Raw genomic sequence first — 20,587 nt, forward strand, 5'->3', positions numbered from 1 at the left:
TTAGGCCTCCCGGCTACGGGCACACATCATCGTTGCTTCGCACACAACTTTACCGTCAACCAGTGCAACCCCTTTAAAACGGGTCAGGCCACGGCGCGTTTTCTCGAAAGTGACTTCCATGATCATCTGATCGCCAGGTACGACAGGACGCTTGAAGCGTGCTTCATCGATACCAGCGAAATAATACAGCTCGCCTGGCTCCAGTTTTCCTACGCTTTTAAACGCCAGAATACCCGTTGCCTGGGCCATTGCTTCCAGAATCAGCACGCCAGGGAAAATCGGTTTACCCGGGAAGTGGCCCTGGAAGAAAGGCTCGTTAACGGATACATTTTTCACTGCGCGCAGAAAACGACCTTCTTCAAAATCCAGCACACGATCAACCAGCAAAAACGGAAAACGGTGCGGCAGAAGTTCTAAAATCTCTTCAATTTGCAGAGTATGAGTGTTAGTAGTCAAAATACTCTTCCTGTCAAAATATACTAAAAGGCAATAATAACACGGCCTGTCGCAATCGTATGAATGGGACAGGCCGAAAAGTCAGACGTGCAAAAAAGGTGCTTTAGTCTTGTTGATTAACCTTGCGCTCAATTGCTTTGAGGCGCTTGCTCATATCATCAATATTCATCACCAGTGCAGCTGTTTTACGCCATACCTTGTTGGGCTGTAGCGGAATGCCTGAGGAATAGACGCCTGGTTCGGTGATAGGACGCATCACCATACCCATACCAGTGACCGTGACTTTGTCGCATATTTCCATATGCCCATTGATCACACTGGCGCCGCCAATCATGCAGTAACGGCCAATCTTCAGGCTGCCCGCCATAATGACGCCACCGGCTACCGCCGTATTGTCGCCAATCACAACGTTATGCGCAATCTGGCACTGGTTATCAATGATAACACCATTGCCGATCACGGTATCGTCCAGAGCGCCACGATCGATGGTCGTGCAAGCGCCGATCTCGACACGATCGCCAATAATTACGCGACCAAGCTGTGGGATCTTCACCCAATTACCACGATCGTTCGCATAGCCAAAGCCGTCAGATCCTACAACGGTGCTGGACTGGATCAGGCAATGTTCACCGATCTGGATATCGTGATAAATCGTCACATTCGCCCACAAGCGTGAACCTGCGCCGATTTTTGTGTTTTTTCCGACGAAACAGCCTGCACCGATAACCACGTTATCGCCCAGTTCTACGCCAGACTCGATGACCGCATTTGCGCCAACAGAGACATTGCTACCCAGCTTTGCCGTCGCATCAATCACTGCACTGGGTGCAATGTTCTGTGCCGGCTGAGGCGTGGTATCTAAAATTTGCGCCATTCGCGCATAGGTCAGGTAGGGGTTCTTCACTACCAGCGCAGCACTCTTAGCAAAAGGAAGATCGTCCTGCGTCATCACAACGGCAGAAGCCTGGCACAGGCTTAAATGCTCACGGTACTTAGGATTCACCATGAACGTAATATTGCCAGTTTGCGCAGATTGCATGGACGCTACGCCGGTGATGACGATATCGCCATCACCGTGTAATTCTGCATCCAACTGCTCTGCTAAATCAGCCAGTCGAATTGAAGGCATTACTTATTTAACCTGTTTCAGTACGTCAGCGGTGATGTCTTTAACATCGCTGCTGTTGTAAGCAACGGTGTTTGCGTCAACGACCAGATCGATGCTCTGGCTGCTAGCGACAGATTTCACGGCTGTCTGGATACGCGTAACCAGTTTGCCACGTTCTTCGTTGGAACGACGTGCACGATCCTGCTCAAAAGCTTGCGCTTTCTGAGAGAAAGTCTGGCGCTGAGCCATAACGTCTTTTTCCAGCTTAGTACGATCGCTACCTGCTTTCATGGATTGCAGACGCTGCATTTTAGATTGCAGATCGGATTCCATGCGCTGCAGTTCGCTGGCGCGGCCTTTGAACTCGTTTTCCAGCGTATTAGAAACACCAGTCTTCTGTGCAACCTGTTGGAACAGGCTACCCATATTGACGATTGCAATTTTGTCAGCAGCCTGTGCGGACGTTGCCATCGCTAAACCGAGACCTGCAGCTAATAACCACTTTTTCACAATAAACTCCTTACCATCCCATTTGCACCCGAAGGTACAGTTCTTTGCGTGGCCAGGCGACCCCATTCAGGATCGCCTAAAGTCATCGCTACACTACCACTACATTCCTTTGCGCAGAACAATTACCAGGTTTTACCAATGTTAAACTGGAACTGTTCTGATTTGTCTCCATCGTACTTTTTGAACGGCTGGGCGTAGGAGAAGACCAACGGCCCTAATGGGGACATCCATTGTAACGCGATACCCGCAGACATACGGATATTGTTCGGATCGCTGTAGTCTGGATAGCCAGAATACTTCGCAGAATCCCAGTTGGTATCCCAGACGGTACCCATATCCCAGAAGAAGGAGGTACGGACCGAGTTAGCATACTTGTCGCTAATAAACGGCGTTGGGGTAATAAACTCCAGGCTGGCGACAGCCATGGCGTTACCGCCCACTGCATCGTCTGATTTACACGGTGACGTATTGGTGGTGTCACATTCGTTGTCATAATCGTCATCATCATTATAACGATTTGCTGGTAAATAGACGGCTTTTGGACCAATGGTGTTGGACTGGAAGCCACGCACGGTGCTGGAACCACCGGCATAGAAGTTCTCATAGAACGGCATTTCTTTGCCGCTTAATCCATCACCATAACCCCACTTAGTACGACCCAGAACAACCCATTTATGGTCGTCATCGATCGGTACGTAGGTCGCGGTATCCAACGTCGCTTTGTAGTATTCGTTATCAGAACCCGGAACGGTGACTTTACCGTTCAGGTTGATACGCGTACCTTCCGTTGGGAAATAGCCACGGTCCAGTTTGTTGTATGTCCAACCGTAGTTGAAGGTGAAATCGTCTGATTTGAAGCTATCCGCATCAGGGCTCTCACCCATGGAAACCAGATAACGTTGCATTGCAACCTGTGGATCCATGTTAGACAAGGAGTTATGCACGTAACCCAGACCCGCACGCAACGTGTTGTATTCGTTGATCGGGAAGCCCAGCGTGACGTCTGTACCATAACTTTTGTTGGTGTAGTCAGACAGGTCTGCGTCATCCGCTTCAAAGTCGTTATAGAAGACGCGGCCACCAAGGCTCACACCATCCACGGTGAAGTACGGGTTGGTCACAGACAATTCAGTATAGGTCTGGTAATCGTTTTTGGTGCCGTTAATACCAACAGAATACCCGGTGCCTAACCAGTTATCCTGCTGAACGCCCGCCTGGAAGCTCACGCCGCTTTCGGTACCGTACCCGACGCCGAAGTTAAAGCTACCGGTGTTACGTTCTTTCACCTTGTAGACCACATCAACCTGATCAGGACTGCCCGGAATACGCTGAGTATCGGTGTCGACTGTTTCGAAATAGCCCAGACGATTCAGACGCTCTTTACCTTGATCGACCAGATCGCTACCCAGCCAGGCACCTTCCATCTGGCGCATTTCACGACGCAGGACGGAATCTTTAGAGGTATCGTTACCTTCAAAGCGGATCTTACGCACATAGAAACGGTTACCCGCATCCACGTTTACGCGCAATTTAACCGTCTTATCGGCATCGTTGATTTCAGGCTGCGACTGTACGCGCGGGTAGGCATAACCATAGCGACCCAGAAGCTTCTTGATATCATCTTCCATTTTGGTCACTTTGGTGCCGTTATAGAGTTCACCCGGTTCGATTTTCGTCAGGCTCTCAATTTCGGCAGAGTGTCCAGCCAGGTTACCGCTCACCTGTACCCCAGAAAGCTTGTACTGCTCGCCTTCTGTAATGTTGACGGTGATGTAGATACCTTTCTTATCCGGCGTCAGGCTGACCTGCGTGGAGTCGATATTGAAGCGAGCATAGCCGCGATCCAGATAGTAACTACGCAGGGTTTCAAGGTCGCCCGCCAGTTTCTGTTTCTGGTATTTACGATCGCCCACCACGTTCCACCACGGCACTTCATCGCGTAGTTGGAAGTGAGAGATCAATTCGTCGGTTGTAAAGGCATGGTTACCGACGATATTGATCTGTTGGATCTTCGCCGAGACACCTTCCTGGAACACCAGTTTGAGGTCAACGCGGTTACGCGGCAACGGCGTCACCACCGCTTTCACACTGGCGCTGTACTTACCGACGCTATAGTAAAAATCTTCCAGGCCTTTTTCGATATCGGCAAGCGTGGTGCGATCGAGAGACTCGCCAACACGCACGCCAGACGCCTCGAGGTTTTGCTTCAGCATGTCATCTTTAACCGATTTGTTACCGGAGAAAGTGATGCTGGCAATCGTCGGGCGTTCTTTTACCTGAACCAGAAGGGTATCACCATCGCGCAGGACGCGGACATCCTCAAAGTTACCGGTGGCGAACAGAGCACGAATGGTATTACTGATATCTTCATCATTAACCGTGTCGCCTGTGCGCACCGGCATACTGAGGAGAGCCGCACCAACGGCGACTCGCTGTAGGCCTTCGAAATGAATGTCCTTCACGACGAACCCTTCAGCACCGTATACGGTGGCGCTGCTAAACAGCAGCGACGCTATGAGCAACTTTTTCATCGCCATCGTTATTATGCGTTCTTCCTAACACTCTCTTACAACCGAGAGAAATCATTGAAAAGTGCAAGCCCCATTAACAACACCAGCAAAATCGAGCCAATGCGATAACTAAAGTCTTGAACCCGCTCGGATACCGGACCGCCCTTCAGCTTTTCAATCGCCAGGAACAGCAGATGCCCCCCGTCAAGAACGGGCAACGGAAACAGGTTAATTATCCCTAAGTTCACGCTGATAAGCGCAAGGAACATCAGGTAATAAATCCCCCCGAACTCCGCTGACATCCCAGCCCCCTGGGCGATAGAAATCGGCCCACTGAGGTTGTTCAGTTTCACATCACCGGTAATCAATTTTCCCAGCATACTGACCGTCAACTTCATCAACTGCCACGTTTTATCCGAGGCTTCGAGGATGGCGCCGAATGGTCCATACTGGCGTACAGTCTTATACTCATCAGGCAGAGGAATAATTTTAGGCACGACACCCGCAAATCCCTCTTCCTGACCGTTACCCGGTTTTGAGTCCGGAGTTAACGTCAAAGACAAGGAACTCCCCTGCCTTTCAATTTCTAGCGCTAACGGCTTATTCGGATTATCACGCACCAGCGTCACGAACGTCATCCATTGCGTGAGCGGCTGACCATTGACTTTAACGATCCTGTCGCCAGCTTGCAAACCCGCCTTACTTGCTGCGGAGTTAACCTGTACTTCTGACAGCACCGGTTCAATCTGCGGACCGCGTGGACGAATCCCTAAACTCGTAACGGGATCCTGTTTGTCTGGCTCAAATGCCCATTGGCGCAAATCCAGCGTTTTGTCCTGTCGCTGGTTGCTGCCAAACGGCGCCACGCTAAGAATGGTCTGCTCATCGCCAATTTTAGCGACCAGCTGCAATCTCACGGTATCCCAATCAGGGGTTTCGATACCATCAACCGCTTTTAGTTCCGTACCTGGCTGAATTTGCGCCTGTGCGGCAATCGAGTTGGGTGTTATTTCACCCACAACCGGACGAACACCAGGGACGCCGATGATAAACACCAGCCAGTAAGCAAAAATAGCGAAAAGGAAGTTTGCAATCGGACCTGCGGCAATAATGGCCGCACGCTGCCCAACCGTTTTGTTGTTGAACGCGTGGTGGCGCAGTTCCGGCACCACCGGTTCTGCACGCTCATCCAGCATTTTGACGTAGCCGCCGAGAGGGATCAGGGCGATGACGTATTCGGTACCCAATCTATCAGTGCGCCGCCACAGCGCCTTTCCAAAACCAATGGAAAAACGCTCAACGCGAACACCACAGCGCCGGGCAACCCAGAAATGACCAAATTCATGCACGGTGATAAGCACACCGAGTGCGACGATGAATGCAGCCAGATTCCAGAGAATACTCAGCATAAGACCATCCGTTAAAGCGTCCTGAAAACCAGTAACAGCAAGCAAGCAAAGACCGGTACCGCAGCCGTCAGACTATCAATACGATCCAGAATGCCGCCGTGCCCTGGGATTAAGTGGCCACTGTCCTTAATACCTGCTTCACGCTTAAACATACTCTCAGTCAAGTCACCCAGCACCGAAGCCAGGACCGCAACAATAGAGCAAATGAGCAAGGTGACAGGCGCGACATCAAGATTCGCCCACATACCATAACCCCATGAGATCACAGCCGCAGTGGCGAGTCCGCCAATAAAACCTTGCCAGGTTTTACCCGGAGAAACCTTCGGCGCCAGTTTATGTTTACCAAATAACTTGCCAAACATATACGCACCGGAATCCGCTCCCCAGACGAGGATCATGACATACAGCAGCCATACTGCGCCACTATAATGATTCTCATCATAATGCCAGGCACGTAGCGCCAGCATTCCCCAAAAGAAAGGGATAATGGTTAAGATGCCGAAAATGATGCGTAATATCTTTGAATTACGCCAGACAGTCGCCGAACCTGGGTAAAATAACACCAGCAATAGTGCAACGCCCCACCAGCCCAACGACGCCCAAAGCGACACTTCGACCAACGGTTGATGAATATTATGATGATATTCAGGCAGTAAAAACAGCATCAGTGCCAGCAAAAGCCCGCACAGAACCGCCAGCCAGACTCGCTGTGTGCGAGTGGTGAAACCGCTTAACTGTCCCCACTCCCACGCGGCCAACATACATACGACCAGCGTAACAATGGCGAACCCCACCGGCGGCAATAAAAACAGCGCCGCGATGACAACGGGTATTAAAACAAAAGCAGAAATCAGGCGATACTTCAGCAAAAGCGACCCCCATCAGGCTTTTTCATCACCGGGTTCGGTCCCGCCGAAACGACGCTCTCGATTAGCAAAGGCATGCAGCGCACCTTCAAAGTCTTGTTCATCGAAATCGGGCCAGAGAACATCCGTAAAGTAAAGTTCAGCATAGGCAATTTGCCACAGCAAAAAATTACTGATGCGATGCTCTCCCCCAGTCCTTATCACTAAATCCACAGGAGCCAGTTCATTCATACAAACTTGCTGACCAAGCATTTCTTCGTCAATTTGCTCAGGGCGCAGCAGACCGTCTTGCACCTGTTGCGCCAGTTGCCTGACTCCCTGGACAATGTCCCAACGTCCGCCGTAATTCGCAGCAATATTCAGCGTTAACCCCGTATTCTGGGCTGTAAGCGCTTCCGACTTGCGAATCCGTTCTTGCAAACGTGAGTTAAATCGACTGATATCCCCGATAATACGCAGACGAACGTTATGGCGATGCAGGTTTTTCACTTCACTATCAAGTGCCCACACGAATAATTCCATTAACGCGCTCACTTCCTGCGCAGGTCGGTTCCAGTTCTCACTGCTAAAGGCATACAGCGTTAACGCATCAATACCGTTATTGGCAGCAAAAGAGACAGCCCGGCGGACGGATTTTGCTCCGGCCTTATGCCCAAAGGCGCGAATCTTCCCTTGCTTTTTCGCCCAGCGGCCATTGCCATCCATAATAATGGCTACATGGCGACAGCCATGTGCTGGCAAATTTTCGCTTAATGGTTGAGTTGCAGACAACATAACGCGTTTTTAGTCCCTGAAAGGATTTAACGGTACTCAGGAATACTGAAGCCTCTACACAAAAAAGCCGTGTCAAACCACGGCTTACCCGACCGAAAAAATGCCAATACCTGTGATCGGGTGGCGCAGACTATATCACTGAAGCCCAACGCTAACAAATAGCACGAATCTCTGTAGAGGGATTATCATCAGCTTGAGAGTCGCATCACTTGTTTTCTGGCGACGTCCCGTGCAACGGCATCAACCCTCAACACGTCATCAACGTTCTGGGGTTCCTGCAAATCCATCTTATCCAGTACCGATAAATTGAGCTCGGCAATATCGGTAAATCGAATTTGTTGCGCCAGAAATGCGGCAACGGTAATTTCATTCGCAGCGTTCAGCGCGGTAGTCGCCGCTTGCCCTTGCTCAAACGCATCCATCGCCAGTTTCAGGCACGGATAGCGTTGGTAATCCGGCGCGGAAAACGTCAACGCGCTCAGTTTGCAAAAGTCGACAGGCTTCACACCAGATGTGACGCGTTCCGGCCATGCCATAGTATGGGCAATAGGCGTGCGCATATCAGGCTCACCCAGTTGTGCCAGAACGCTACCATCCTGATACCGAACCATCGAATGAATCACCGACTGTGGATGAATCAGCACTTCCATCTGGCTTGCACTGGCATTAAACAACCAGCGCGCTTCAATGTATTCCAGACCTTTATTCATCATAGTGGCAGAGTCGACGGAGATTTTTCGTCCCATCGACCAGTTCGGGTGACGGCATGCTTGATCGGGGGTCATTGACACCAGATCGTGCAATGGCGTTTCACGGAAAGGGCCACCAGACCCGGTAAGCAGAATGGACATGACGCCATTTTGCTCAAGGTCAGCGTATCCCAGATTGTGCTGAATAGGTTGGGGTAAACTCTGAAAAATCGCGTTATGTTCGCTATCTACCGGCAAAAGCTGCGCTTTGTGGCGCTTCACGTCATCCATAAACAAACGACCGCAGGTCACCAGCGACTCTTTATTCGCCAGTAAAATGCTTTTGCCTGCACGGATTGCCGCCAGCGTAGGCAGCAGCCCCGCCGCGCCGACAATCGCGGCCATCACCTGATCGACATCATCCAGCGCAGCCATATCACAGGCCGCCTGTTGTCCGCTCATCACCTCGGTACGACTTCCCTGCTCCAGCAGAGCCGCTTTCACCTGCGCAGCGCTTGTTTCATCATCCATTACTGCATAGCGGGGAGAGAACTCCAGGCACTGCTCGACCATACGGGCAACATTTTTACCCGCGACCAGCGCAGTAACACGAAACGTTTCCGGGTTATGGCGTACGACATCCAGCGTACTGCAACCAATAGAGCCGGTTGAGCCGAGAATGGTTAATTGCTTCATCAGACATCCTGAAGAATTTTACCCTTTAGGGGATAGACAGAAAAAAGCAAAACGCCGCCATCCAGCCTTTGCAGACCTTCTGAGCGGCGTTTTAAGCGTACAGGCGAATCAGAACTGCATCAGTTCCGCTTCTTTCTCTGCCAGCGCCGCATCCACTTTCTTGATAGCGGCGTCAGTCATTTTCTGCACGTCGTCCTGAGAACGGCGATCGTCATCTTCGCTGATCTCTTTATCTTTCAACAGCGCTTTCACTTTGTCGTTAGCATCACGACGAACGTTACGCACGGCAACACGCGCGCCTTCTGCTTCGCCACGCACGATCTTGGTCAGATCTTTACGACGTTCTTCGGTCAGCGGCGGCAGCGGAACGCGGATGTCAGAACCCGCAGAGCTTGGGTTCAAACCGAGGTCAGAAGCCATAATCGCTTTCTCAACGGCCGGGCCCATAGAACGGTCAAACACGTTGATTTTCAGAGTACGGGAATCTTCAACCGTTACGCTTGCCAGCTGACGCAGCGGAGTTGGCGTGCCGTAATATTCCACGATAATGCCATCCAGCAGGCTGGGAGAAGCACGACCCGTGCGAATTTTGCTGATTTGATTTTTGAATGCTTCGACGCATTTGTCCATGCGTACTTCAGCATCTTTTCTGATTTCGTTGATCACGTTACGAATCCTTGAAAGCTTGTTTCAGTCAGACCATATCCACCACGCAAGATGCGACAAGTATAGTCTTGATTAATTTTGAGGGACGTATCCCGCGACATTAAAGCAGAATATTACCTGCATTTAGCCGCAACGGGAATTATTCCGTGATTAACGTCCCTTCTTTTTCACCCATCACCACACGGCGCAGCGCACCCGGTTTGTTCATGTTGAAGACACGAATAGGCAATTTGTGGTCACGAGCCAGCGTGAACGCCGCCAGATCCATCACTTTCAGTTCTTTATCCAGAACTTCAGTATAGGTCAGTTGTTCGTACATGGTCGCGGTTGGATCTTGCGCCGGATCTGCGGTAAATACGCCGTCAACTTTGGTGGCTTTCAGCACTACATCAGCTTCAATTTCAATACCGCGCAGGCAGGCTGCAGAGTCTGTCGTGAAGAACGGGTTGCCGGTACCGGCCGCCAGGATAACAACACGGTTGTTGCGCAGCAGGCTGATAGCCTCCGCCCAGCTGTAGTTATCGCACACACCGTTCAAAGGAATTGCGGACATCAGGCGAGCGTTCACATAGGCGCGGTGAAGCGCATCGCGCATTGCCAGACCGTTCATTACGGTGGCCAACATGCCCATGTGGTCGCCCACAACGCGGTTCATTCCCGCTTTCGCCAGACCAGCACCACGGAACAGGTTACCGCCACCAATCACTACGCCAACCTGAATACCCAGCTCAACCAGTTCTTTGATTTCCTGAGCCATACGGTCAAGTATGCTTGCATCAATACCGAAGCCTTCTGAACCTTGCAGCGCTTCGCCACTTAACTTAAGCAGAATACGTTTGTAGACGGGTTTTGCATTGGTAGCCATGTTTCTTTCCTGAGACTGTCAACGAATGAGATGAGTTAATACCAGCGACATTGTATGTCGCTTTTCAACGTAGCCACTATAGCGGTTCGCTGAATTTACAAGCCAGACACAAAAAGAAGCCGCCCTCAGGCGGCTCCTTTAAAAAATTAAGACTGCTTGGACATCGCAGCAACTTCTGCTGCAAAGTCAGTCTCAACTTTCTCGATGCCTTCACCCACTTCAAAGCGGATGAAGCCTGTTACGTCAGCGTTGTGCTCTTTCAGCAGCTGAGCAACAGATTTGCTCGGATCCATAACGAAAGGCTGACCCGTCAGAGAAACTTCGCCGGTGAATTTCTTCATGCGGCCTTCAACCATTTTCTCTGCGATTTCTTTCGGCTTACCAGACTGCATCGCGATATCCAGCTGAACCTGGTATTCTTTCTCTACCACTTCAGCAGATACGTCTTCTGGCTTAACGAATTCAGGCTTGCTTGCAGCAATGTGCATTGCCAGCTGTTTAACCAGCTCTTCGTCTGCGCCTTTAGCCGCAACCAGAACACCGATACGCGCACCGTGCTGGTATGAACCCAGTACGTCGCCTTCGATGGAAGCAACACGACGGATGTTGATGTTCTCACCGATTTTAGCAACCAGCGCAACACGTTCTTCTTCGAACTGTGCTTTCAGAACGTCAACGTCAGTGATTTTGCCCGCGATTGCAGCATCCAGAACTTTGTCTGCAAATGCCTGGAAACCACCATCTTTAGCAACGAAGTCAGTCTGGCAGTTAACTTCCAGAATGATGCCGTAGTTGCCGTCGATTTTGGTTTTGATCACGCCATCAGCAGCAACGTTGCCTGCTTTTTTCGCCGCTTTGATCGCACCAGATTTACGCATGTTTTCGATTGCCAGCTCTATGTCGCCATTAGCTTCAGTCAGTGCTTTTTTGCAATCCATCATGCCTGCGCCGGTACGCTCACGCAGCTCTTTTACCAGGGATGCGGTAATTTCAGCCATTCTAAAATCCTCGGAAGATTTGATCTGCCCGGCGTCAAACCGCACAGATTTAAAAGTGAAAAAGGGGCCTAAAGGGCCCCTAACCAAACGTGATACAACCTGGTTTATAAGGGGGCTCTAACGAGCGTGCCTTATTATTCAGCTTCTACGAAGCTTTCTTCCGCCTGGGAAGCCAGATCCTGAGAACGGCCTTCACGAACGGTAGTAGCTACAGCGCCCAGGTACAGGGTCACAGCACGGATTGCGTCGTCGTTACCCGGGATAACGAAGTCAACACCGTCCGGATCAGAGTTGGTATCAACGATTGCAAATACCGGGATACCCAGGTTGTTTGCTTCTTTGATAGCAATGTGCTCGTGGTCAGCATCGATTACGAACAGAGCGTCCGGCAGACCGCCCATGTCTTTGATACCGCCCAGGCTGTTTTCCAGTTTCTCAAGCTCACGGGTGCGCATCAGCGCTTCTTTCTTGGTCAGCTTTTCGAAAGTACCGTCCTGAGACTGAGTTTCCAGATCTTTCAGACGTTTGATGGACTGACGAACGGTTTTCCAGTTAGTCAGCATGCCGCCCAACCAGCGATGGTTCACGAAGAACTGGTCGCAGTTGTTAGCAGCTTCTTTCACCGCTTCGCTTGCAGCGCGTTTAGTACCAACGAAAAGGATTTTACCTTTACGAGCAGAGATCTTGTTCAGTTCAGCCAGAGCTTCGTTGAACATCGGTACAGTTTTCTCAAGGTTGATGATGTGAACTTTGTTACGCGCACCGAAGATGAAAGGCTTCATTTTCGGGTTCCAGTAACGGGTCTGGTGACCGAAGTGAACACCAGCCTTGAGCATGTCGCGCATGGAAACAGTTGCCATGATTAAAACCTCTATATATAAAAGTTGGGGTTAAGCCTCCACGCATCCCATATTACCGACCCAAAAGGGCACCCCGGAATATGTGTCGATACGTGTGTGTTGTTACACAAAGTGAGATTTGTCGCTCCCGTCCATCGTGTGTAGTCTTCGAATGGATCGGAAGTCCGGCGCGCTTTATACCACAAATACGCCATAGACACCAATAATAGTTGGCGGTCTGTGCTGTTAATGATTCTCAATTTGGCAGGGTACACCCCTGACTGATACCATTAGCAGCACTTACACAATTATTGTCGAAATCATCGACACTGATGGACAGAATTTATGGCTATCTCAATCAAGACCCCTGAAGAAATCGAAAAAATGCGCGTCGCTGGTCGTCTGGCCGCCGAAGTGCTGGAAATGATCGAACCGTTTATCAAACCGGGCGTCAGCACCGGCGAATTGGATCGTATCTGCAATGACTACATCGTGAACGAGCAGCAGGCGATCTCCGCGTGCCTGGGTTATCACGGTTATCCGAAATCCGTCTGCATCTCCATTAATGAAGTGGTATGCCACGGGATCCCGGACGACGCCAAGCACCTGAAAGACGGCGATATCGTCAACATCGACGTTACCGTGATTAAAGACGAGTTCCACGGTGACACCTCCAAAATGTTTATCGTCGGCAAGCCGACGATTCTGGGCGAGCGTCTGTGCCGCGTCACGCAGGAAAGCCTGTATCTGGCGCTGCGGATGATAAAACCGGGTATTCGTCTGCGCACACTAGGCGCAGCCATTCAGAAATACGCGGAAGGCGAAGGCTTCTCTGTGGTACGCGAATACTGCGGCCACGGCATCGGTCGCGGCTTCCATGAAGAACCTCAGGTTCTGCACTACGATGCAGACGATGGCGGCGTAGTGCTGCAACCGGGCATGACCTTCACCGTTGAACCGATGCTCAACGCCGGTGATTATCGTATCCGCACCATGAAAGACGGCTGGACGGTAAAAACCAAAGACCGTAGCTTGTCTGCACAGTACGAGCATACTATTGTGGTGACGGAAAACGGTTGTGAAATTCTGACGTTACGCAAGGATGACACTATCCCGGCGGTCATCACACACGACGAATAATGTTTTGCCTGATGGCGCTGTCGCTTATCAGGCCTACAAATGGCACTCTCCCGTAGGCCGGATAAGCGTAAGCGTCATCCGGCTTTTTTATGGGTGGCGCACAATGAATACTCTTCCTGAACAACACGCAAATACTGCCCTCCCCACCCTGCCGGGCCAACCGCAAAACCCGGGAACCTGGCCTCAGCACGATCTCAACTGTCGCGGCATTAAAACGCATATCGATTCGTTTCAGAACTGGTTAGGTGAAGCCTTTGACAGTGGTATTTCCGCAGAGCAGTTGATCGAAGCGCGCACCGAGTTTATTGACCAACTGCTGCAACGCCTGTGGATTGAAGCCGGTTTCGGTCAAATTGCCGATCTGGCGCTGGTCGCCGTCGGCGGCTATGGGCGTGGCGAACTGCACCCGCTTTCCGATATCGACCTGCTGATTCTGAGTCGTAAAAAACTGCCTGATGCGCAGGCCGAGAAGGTCGGCGAACTGCTAACGCTGTTGTGGGATGTGAGACTGGAGGTGGGGCACAGCGTGCGTACGCTGGAAGAGTGTCTGCTGGAAGGCCTGTCCGATTTAACCGTCGCCACTAACCTGATTGAAACACGCCTGCTGATTGGCGACGTGGCGCTGTTTCTTGAGCTACAAAAACATATTTTTAGCGAAGGCTTCTGGCCCTCCGATAAATTTTACGCCGCCAAAGTGGAAGAGCAGAACCTGCGCCACCAGCGCTATCACGGCACCAGCTACAATCTGGAACCGGATATCAAAAGTAGCCCCGGCGGCCTGCGCGATATCCACACCCTCCAGTGGGTAGCCCGCCGCCACTTTGGCGCCACGTCGCTGGATGAGATGGTTGGATTCGGCTTCTTGACGCTGGCGGAACGTGCTGAACTGAATGAGTGTCTGCACATCCTCTGGCGCATTCGCTTCGCACTGCATCTGGAAGTCACGCGTTACGATAACCGTCTACTGTTTGACCGTCAGCTTAGCGTCGCGCAACGGCTACACTACGGCGGTGAAGGCAACGAGCCTATCGAACGGATGATGAAAGACTATTTTCGCGTCACGCGCAGGGTCAGTGAGCTGAACCACATGCTGCTACAGCTGTTTGATGAGGCCATCCTCGCTCTATCCGCAGATGAAAAGCCGCGCCCGATCGATGACGACTTTCAGCTACGCGGCACGTTAATTGATTTGCGTAACGACGATCTATTTATCCGCGAACCGGAAGCCATTCTGCGGATGTTTTACACCATGGTGCGCAATAGCGCGATCACCGGGATTTACTCCACTACGCTGCGCCATTTGCGCCATGCCCGCCGCCATCTGACACAACCGCTGTGCTACATCCCGGAGGCGCGTTCGCTGTTTCTCAGCATGTTACGCCATCCGGGGGCGGTGAGCCGTGGCCTGCTGCCGATGCATCGTCACAGTGTGCTGTGGGCCTATATGCCGCAGTGGTCGCACATTGTCGGCCAAATGCAGTTTGACCTGTTTCATGCCTATACGGTGGATGAACACACGATTCGCGTGATGCTAAAGCTGGAAAGCTTTGCCAAAGAAGAGACCCGTCAGCGTCACCCGCTGTGTGTCGATCTCTGGCCACGTCTGCGCCAGCCGGAGCTGATTCTGATTGCCGCGCTGTTCCACGATATCGCCAAAGGTCGCGGCGGCGACCACTCGGTTCTCGGTGCTCAGGATGTCCTCAAGTTTGCCGAACTGCACGGGCTGAATTCCCGCGAAACACAGCTGGTCGCCTGGCTGGTCCGCCAGCATCTGCTGATGTCGGTTACCGCCCAGCGCCGCGATATTCAGGACCCCGAAGTCATCAAGCAGTTCGCCGAAGAAGTGCAAACGGAACACCGCCTGCGCTTCCTGGTGTGCCTGACGGTGGCGGACATTTGCGCCACCAACGAAACGCTGTGGAACAGCTGGAAACAAAGCCTGTTGCGCGAGCTGTACTTCGCTACCGAAAAACAGCTACGTCGCGGCATGCAAAACACGCCGGATATGCGCGAACGCGTGCGTCATCACCAGCTGCAGGCGCTGGCGCTGCTGCGCATGGACAACATTGATGAAGAAGCGCTGCACCATATCTGGTCGCGCTGCCGCGCCAACTATTTCGTGCGCCACAGCCCAAACCAGCTGGCCTGGCATGCGCGCCATCTACTGCAGCACGACATGAGCAAGCCGCTAATCTTACTCAGCCCACAGGCCACGCGCGGCGGAACGGAGATTTTCATCTGGAGTCCGGACCGTCCCTATCTGTTTGCCGCGGTTTGTGCCGAACTGGATCGGCGAAACCTTAGCGTCCACGATGCGCAAATTTTCACCACTCGCGATAACATGGCGATGGATACATTTATCGTACTGGAGCCGGACGGCAGTCCGCTGTCGTCGGACCGCCACGACGCCATCCGTTCAGGACTGGAGCAGGCGATCACCCAACGCAGTTGGCAGCCACCACAACCGCGCCGCCAACCAGCAAAACTACGTCACTTTACCGTCGAGACCGAGGTGACTTTTCTACCGACCCATACCGACCGAAAATCATTCCTCGAGCTTATCGCGCTCGACCAGCCCGGCCTGCTGGCGCGGGTCGGACAGATTTTTGCCGATCTGGGAATTTCGCTGCATGGCGCCCGAATTACAACCATTGGCGAGCGAGTAGAAGATTTATTCATAATAGCAACGGCCGACCGGCGCGCCCTTAATAATGCGCTGCAGCAGGAAGTACATCAACGGTTGACAGAGGCCCTCAATCCAAACGATAAAGGGTGATGTGTTTATTTATTATGGAAAGAGTTTAACAATGCAGCAGTTACAGAACGTTATTGAGTCCGCTTTCGAGCGCCGCGCCGAAATTACTCCGGCAAATGTAGATACCGTAACCCGTGAAGCGGTAAATCAGGTTATTTCTCTGCTGGATTCCGGTGCGCTGCGTGTTGCAGAAAAGATTGAGGGTCAGTGGGTCACACATCAGTGGCTGAAGAAAGCGGTACTGCTCTCTTTTCGTATTAACGACAACCAGGTTATCGATGGCGCAGAAAGCCGCTATTTCGATAAAGTCCCGATGAAATTCGCCAACTACGACGAAGCGCGCTTCCAGAAAGAAGGCTTCCGCGTAGTTCCCCCTGCTGCCGTGCGCCAGGGTGCCTATATCGCACGTAACACCGTCCTGATGCCGTCTTACGTCAACATCGGTGCTTACGTTGATGAAGGCTCCATGGTGGATACCTGGGCAACCGTCGGCTCATGTGCGCAAATCGGTAAAAACGTTCACCTGTCCGGTGGCGTTGGCATCGGTGGCGTGCTGGAACCGTTACAGGCGAACCCAACCATCATCGAAGACAACTGCTTCATTGGTGCGCGTTCTGAAGTAGTAGAAGGCGTGATCGTCGAAGAAGGCTCCGTTATCTCCATGGGCGTATACCTGGGCCAGAGCACCAAAATCTACGACCGCGAAACCGGCGAAGTTTTCTATGGCCGCGTTCCGGCGGGTTCGGTTGTGGTATCGGGAAATCTGCCGTCGAAAGACGGTAAGTACAGCCTGTACTGCGCGGTAATCGTCAAGAAAGTCGACGCCAAAACGCGTGGCAAAGTCGGAATTAACGAGCTATTGCGTACCATCGACTAACGGCAATTTGAAAAAGCGGGCTTAGCCCGCTTTTTTTACATCTGCGAGTGGCATAAACAAGGCTTTTCGTTAATTATTCAATGGTTATAGTGAGCTTAAGGGTACCGCTATGTATGACAATCTGAAAAGTCTGGGCATTACCAATCCTGAAGAGATCGATCGTTACAGCCTGCGGCAAGAAGCCAACAACGATATCCTGAAAATCTATTTCCAGAAGGATAAAGGCGAGTTTTTTGCCAAGAGCGTTAAGTTTAAGTATCCCCGTCAGCGTAAAACCGTGGTTGCCGATGGTATCGGCCAGGGTTACAAAGAGGTGCAGGAGATCAGCCCGAACCTGCGCTATGTGATTGATGAACTGGATCAGATCTGCCAGCGCGATCGCAGTGAAGTCGATCTCAAACGCAAGATCCTCGATGACTTACGACATCTGGAAAGCGTCGTCACCAACAAGATCAGCGAAATTGAATCCGATCTGGAAAAACTGACGCGTAAATAACCGTGGGTGGATGTATTCGTAGGCCGGGTAAGGCGAAGCCGCCACCCGGCATTTTGCCTGATAAGCGTAGCGCCATCAGGCAATCAATCAATGCTGTTCATCCAGCTGTAACGCCACATACAGCAATAACCTGTCGTCGAAATTTCCCAAATCCAACCCGGTAAGCTCAGAGATACGATTCAGACGATATTCCAGCGTATTGCGGTGGATAAACAACGCTTTTGACGTCGCCAGCGGCTGCACGTTATGGCGAAACCATGCCGCTAACGTCCGACGCAGTAACCCATTATTATCCATTGCTTTTAGCCGTACCAGCGGACGCGCCAGCTCGTTGGCCTGCCAGCCGCCGCGCAGGCTGTCCAGTAACACCGGCAGCATCAAATCCTGATAGAAATAGCTGCGGTTTTCCGGCATACGCTGCTTACCGACCATCATCGTCGTCCGCGCCGTGCGGTAAGAACGGGCAATGCTGCCTGGTCCAGTAAAGAAGTTACCCAGCGACACGCGAAAACGCAGCTGTCCGTTCTCTTTCATGCGAGCGATAAGCTGCTCTACGCGCTTGCGGTGATCTTCCGCGTCCCAACGGCCAAACTGATTAAGAGCGGGTTTCAGCACCACCATCTCGGTCAGTGACACAATCGCAATCAGGTTGTTACGCTCTGGCGTGGTCAATGCATTCTGTAGCTGCTGCAGTTCTGCCATCGCGCTGTCAACGCCCAGTTGGCCGCTATCGACTTCCAGCACCGCTACCACGCGCGGCTGGTTCAAATCAATGCCTAAACGCTGTGCCCATTCCATCAGCGCGGGCGTATTTTCCTCCGCCTGAATCAGGTTCATGACCAGCTCTTCACGCAGACGGCTGTCCTGCGCCAGCAGGTGCATCAGACGCGACTGCTCCAGCATCATTTCGGCGGTCATACACACCAGCTCGCCGTATTTGCGCAGATGCTCCGGCTCGCCGGTTAAGCCAATGACGCCAACAATTTCACCTTCGAGTCGTAGCGGCAGGTTTATCCCCTGTCGTACGCCGTGCAAATGCTTCGCGACCGCATCGTCAATATCTACCACCCGGCCCTGTGAAAGCACCAGCAGTGCACCTTCGTGCAATTCACCAATACGCTCGCGATCGCCGCTACCAATGATCCGCCCACGGGCATCCATTACGTTGATATTGGTATCGATGATGCGCATCGTGCGCGCCACAATATCCTGCGCCATTTTGGTATCAAGATGCCAGCCAGCCATAAACCCCTCCTGTGAGCAATGCTCAGCATAAGGAAGATAATAATCGGCGGCATTGTGCAGATGCACAAACTGAAGGAGAGAAGTATGGAGTTGTGGGAGGGTTCACAAAAAGAAACCCCTCCCCGCTGCCGGGAAGGGGTTTAGAGAGGCTTACTGCATCAACAGATAGATGGAGCTGTCACCACGCTGAATATTCAGCGCCAGAACAGCCGGTTTGCTGTCGAGGATTTTGCGCAGTTCGGCAATGTTTTTCACCGGCTGCTGGTTAGCTCCGATAATTACATCCCCTTTCTTCAGGCCAATCATCGCTGCCGGCGTTTTTGGTTTTACATCGCTGACCACGACACCTTTGTCCTGACCTTTGTTGCTCATATCCGCCCCTTCAATACCTTTGAAGATGGAGCTGGAATCAACCTGAGTCTGGCTGCTCTGCTGCAGTTCCAGATTCACCGTCACAGGTTTACCGTCACGCAGCAGGCCAAGGCTGATTTTGCTGCCTACCGGCATCGTACCCACCTGCGCACGCAGCGCGGCGAAGCTGCTGATCGGCTTACCGTTCAGCGAGGTAATCACGTCACCGGCTTTAATACCCGCCTTCGCTGCGGAAGAGTTCGGCATCACCTGGCTGACGAATGCCCCACGCTGGGCATCCACTTTCATCGCTTTCGCCAGCTCAGAGCTCAGCTCTGTCCCCATAATTCCCAGCTCACCGCGTTTCACCTGACCGAACTCAACCATCTGCGAGGTCAGGTTTTTCACCATGTTGCTTGGGATAGCAAAACCGATACCGATATTGCCACCGTCCGGCGCGAGGATCGCGGTGTTAATACCGATCAGTTCACCGTTCAGGTTGACCAGTGCGCCACCGGAGTTACCACGGTTGATCGCCGCATCGGTCTGGATAAAGTTTTCATAGTTTTCTGCGTTCAGGCCGCTACGACCCAGTGCAGAAACAATACCGGAGGTCACCGTTTCACCGAGTCCAAACGGGTTACCAATCGCCACGGTATAATCACCCACGCGCAGCGCATCGGAGTCTGCCAACTTGATTGCAGTCAGGTTCTTCGGATCCTGAATCTGAATCAGCGCAATGTCAGAACGCGGGTCTTTGCCGACCATTTTCGCGTCAAATTTACGCCCGTCGCTCAGTTGGACTTTAATCACTGTGGCGTTATCCACCACGTGGTTGTTAGTCACAACATAACCTTTTGCAGCATCGATAATCACGCCGGAACCCAGCGCCATAAATTTCTGCTGCTGACCGCCGCCATTACCCGCGCCCGGTGCGCCTTCCTGACAGAATGGGGAACTCTGGAACGGAGAACCGTCCTGGCAGAACGGGGAGTTATCCCCAAAGAACTGCTGGAAATTACGCGGCATACGCGGCGTATTCACCGTCGTGCTCCCCTCGACATTAATACTCACCACCGATGGCATCACTTTTTCGAGCATCGGGGCCAGACTTGGCATCTGTTGAGCCGTGGTTGCTGAAGACGCAGTCTCAGCCGCCGTTGCAGACAGAGGGGACAACGCCAAACCTAAACTCAGAGCCAGTGCACTCATTGCTAATGTGGTTTTTTTCATGTGTTTCATTCTCGATTAACTGATAACGCAAAATTGCTGTATACGTCAGAGTCGTTTTATCGCGCTAAGTTCCAGAATAAACTTTAAGGAAAAAGTAAAATTTT

Annotated in this window: 18 protein-coding genes; 4 read left to right on the plus strand and 14 right to left on the minus strand. The window is 52.0% G+C overall.

From position 1 onward, the window contains the following. The 12 genes from fabZ to rpsB form a co-directional block, all read right to left on the minus strand. Positions 1-456, minus strand: coding sequence for a 3-hydroxyacyl-ACP dehydratase FabZ (gene fabZ / locus FCH32_RS07470; RefSeq protein ID WP_000210739.1), 456 nt, complete (start codon positions 454-456; stop codon positions 1-3). 103 nt (positions 457-559) lie between these two features. Then, positions 560-1,585: a UDP-3-O-(3-hydroxymyristoyl)glucosamine N-acyltransferase gene (gene lpxD / locus FCH32_RS07475; RefSeq protein ID WP_115259393.1), complete on the minus strand. Its 1,026-nt coding sequence runs from the start codon at positions 1,583-1,585 to the stop codon at positions 560-562. 3 nt (positions 1,586-1,588) lie between these two features. After that, a complete protein-coding gene (skp, locus tag FCH32_RS07480) occupies positions 1,589-2,074 on the minus strand; it encodes a molecular chaperone Skp (protein ID WP_115259395.1) in 486 nt (161 codons plus the stop codon). A gap of 122 nt (positions 2,075-2,196) precedes the next feature. Further along, the gene (gene bamA, locus FCH32_RS07485) at positions 2,197-4,611 is read right to left on the minus strand and encodes an outer membrane protein assembly factor BamA (protein ID WP_135912563.1); all 2,415 of its coding nucleotides are present in this window, start codon (positions 4,609-4,611) and stop codon (positions 2,197-2,199) included. 29 nt (positions 4,612-4,640) lie between these two features. Next, positions 4,641-5,993 carry a sigma E protease regulator RseP gene (gene rseP / locus FCH32_RS07490; protein ID WP_096758235.1) on the minus strand — a complete coding sequence of 451 codons (1,353 nt, stop codon included), beginning with the start codon at positions 5,991-5,993 and terminating at the stop codon, positions 4,641-4,643. A gap of 11 nt (positions 5,994-6,004) precedes the next feature. Next, entirely contained in the window at positions 6,005-6,862 is an 858-nt protein-coding gene (cdsA, locus tag FCH32_RS07495) for a phosphatidate cytidylyltransferase (RefSeq protein WP_115259400.1), read from the minus strand. Between the two features lie 12 nt (positions 6,863-6,874). Next, positions 6,875-7,633 carry a (2E,6E)-farnesyl-diphosphate-specific ditrans,polycis-undecaprenyl-diphosphate synthase gene (ispU, locus tag FCH32_RS07500; RefSeq protein ID WP_115259402.1) on the minus strand — a complete coding sequence of 253 codons (759 nt, stop codon included), beginning with the start codon at positions 7,631-7,633 and terminating at the stop codon, positions 6,875-6,877. Between the two features lie 188 nt (positions 7,634-7,821). Next, entirely contained in the window at positions 7,822-9,018 is a 1,197-nt protein-coding gene (gene ispC / locus FCH32_RS07505) for a 1-deoxy-D-xylulose-5-phosphate reductoisomerase (protein ID WP_117342284.1), read from the minus strand. 108 nt (positions 9,019-9,126) lie between these two features. Continuing rightward, the gene (frr, locus tag FCH32_RS07510; RefSeq protein ID WP_115259405.1) at positions 9,127-9,684 is read right to left on the minus strand and encodes a ribosome recycling factor; all 558 of its coding nucleotides are present in this window, start codon (positions 9,682-9,684) and stop codon (positions 9,127-9,129) included. A 139-nt stretch (positions 9,685-9,823) separates the two neighbouring features. Then, a complete protein-coding gene (gene pyrH / locus FCH32_RS07515) occupies positions 9,824-10,549 on the minus strand; it encodes a UMP kinase (RefSeq protein WP_096758240.1) in 726 nt (241 codons plus the stop codon). A 146-nt stretch (positions 10,550-10,695) separates the two neighbouring features. Then, positions 10,696-11,547, minus strand: coding sequence for a translation elongation factor Ts (gene tsf, locus FCH32_RS07520; RefSeq protein WP_096758241.1), 852 nt, complete (start codon positions 11,545-11,547; stop codon positions 10,696-10,698). Between the two features lie 134 nt (positions 11,548-11,681). Next, entirely contained in the window at positions 11,682-12,407 is a 726-nt protein-coding gene (rpsB, locus tag FCH32_RS07525) for a 30S ribosomal protein S2 (protein WP_016151758.1), read from the minus strand. A 324-nt stretch (positions 12,408-12,731) separates the two neighbouring features. On the opposite strand from rpsB, the gene map reads away from it, so the two are divergent. The 4 genes from map (at position 12,732) to FCH32_RS07545 (ending at position 17,654) form a co-directional block, all read left to right on the plus strand. After that, positions 12,732-13,526, plus strand: coding sequence for a type I methionyl aminopeptidase (gene map / locus FCH32_RS07530; RefSeq protein WP_115259406.1), 795 nt, complete (start codon positions 12,732-12,734; stop codon positions 13,524-13,526). A gap of 103 nt (positions 13,527-13,629) precedes the next feature. Then, positions 13,630-16,302: a bifunctional uridylyltransferase/uridylyl-removing protein GlnD gene (gene glnD / locus FCH32_RS07535; protein ID WP_174360711.1), complete on the plus strand. Its 2,673-nt coding sequence runs from the start codon at positions 13,630-13,632 to the stop codon at positions 16,300-16,302. A gap of 31 nt (positions 16,303-16,333) precedes the next feature. Continuing rightward, positions 16,334-17,158: a 2,3,4,5-tetrahydropyridine-2,6-dicarboxylate N-succinyltransferase gene (gene dapD / locus FCH32_RS07540; RefSeq protein ID WP_115259408.1), complete on the plus strand. Its 825-nt coding sequence runs from the start codon at positions 16,334-16,336 to the stop codon at positions 17,156-17,158. Between the two features lie 109 nt (positions 17,159-17,267). Further along, complete coding sequence (locus tag FCH32_RS07545) at positions 17,268-17,654, plus strand: DUF3461 family protein (RefSeq protein WP_096758245.1); 387 nt, start codon at positions 17,268-17,270, stop codon at positions 17,652-17,654. A gap of 87 nt (positions 17,655-17,741) precedes the next feature. Here the strand turns inward: FCH32_RS07545 and cdaR are convergent, their stop codons facing one another. Next, complete coding sequence (gene cdaR, locus FCH32_RS07550; protein WP_115259409.1) at positions 17,742-18,899, minus strand: DNA-binding transcriptional regulator CdaR; 1,158 nt, start codon at positions 18,897-18,899, stop codon at positions 17,742-17,744. Between the two features lie 150 nt (positions 18,900-19,049). Continuing rightward, the gene (gene degP, locus FCH32_RS07555) at positions 19,050-20,483 is read right to left on the minus strand and encodes a serine endoprotease DegP (protein WP_115259410.1); all 1,434 of its coding nucleotides are present in this window, start codon (positions 20,481-20,483) and stop codon (positions 19,050-19,052) included. Positions 20,484-20,587: the final 104 nt, after the last annotated feature.

It is taken from the genome of Citrobacter gillenii (genome assembly GCF_013337685.1).
Taxonomy (GTDB): Bacteria; Pseudomonadota; Gammaproteobacteria; order Enterobacterales; family Enterobacteriaceae; genus Citrobacter; species Citrobacter gillenii.

What these genes read in the sequence shown, in the direction of transcription:
- ispC (WP_117342284.1), bottom strand. Translation starts at nt 9,018, where the DNA reads ATGAAGCAATTAACCATTCTCGGCTCAACCGGCTCTATTGGTTGCAGT.
- bamA (WP_135912563.1), bottom strand. Translation starts at nt 4,611, where the DNA reads ATGGCGATGAAAAAGTTGCTCATAGCGTCGCTGCTGTTTAGCAGCGCC.
- FCH32_RS07545 (WP_096758245.1), top strand. Translation starts at nt 17,268, where the DNA reads ATGTATGACAATCTGAAAAGTCTGGGCATTACCAATCCTGAAGAGATC.
- glnD (WP_174360711.1), top strand. Translation starts at nt 13,630, where the DNA reads ATGAATACTCTTCCTGAACAACACGCAAATACTGCCCTCCCCACCCTG.
- ispU (WP_115259402.1), bottom strand. Translation starts at nt 7,633, where the DNA reads ATGTTGTCTGCAACTCAACCATTAAGCGAAAATTTGCCAGCACATGGC.
- lpxD (WP_115259393.1), bottom strand. Translation starts at nt 1,585, where the DNA reads ATGCCTTCAATTCGACTGGCTGATTTAGCAGAGCAGTTGGATGCAGAA.
- map (WP_115259406.1), top strand. Translation starts at nt 12,732, where the DNA reads ATGGCTATCTCAATCAAGACCCCTGAAGAAATCGAAAAAATGCGCGTC.
- degP (WP_115259410.1), bottom strand. Translation starts at nt 20,483, where the DNA reads ATGAAAAAAACCACATTAGCAATGAGTGCACTGGCTCTGAGTTTAGGT.
- cdaR (WP_115259409.1), bottom strand. Translation starts at nt 18,899, where the DNA reads ATGGCTGGCTGGCATCTTGATACCAAAATGGCGCAGGATATTGTGGCG.
- rpsB (WP_016151758.1), bottom strand. Translation starts at nt 12,407, where the DNA reads ATGGCAACTGTTTCCATGCGCGACATGCTCAAGGCTGGTGTTCACTTC.
- pyrH (WP_096758240.1), bottom strand. Translation starts at nt 10,549, where the DNA reads ATGGCTACCAATGCAAAACCCGTCTACAAACGTATTCTGCTTAAGTTA.
- dapD (WP_115259408.1), top strand. Translation starts at nt 16,334, where the DNA reads ATGCAGCAGTTACAGAACGTTATTGAGTCCGCTTTCGAGCGCCGCGCC.
- rseP (WP_096758235.1), bottom strand. Translation starts at nt 5,993, where the DNA reads ATGCTGAGTATTCTCTGGAATCTGGCTGCATTCATCGTCGCACTCGGT.
- tsf (WP_096758241.1), bottom strand. Translation starts at nt 11,547, where the DNA reads ATGGCTGAAATTACCGCATCCCTGGTAAAAGAGCTGCGTGAGCGTACC.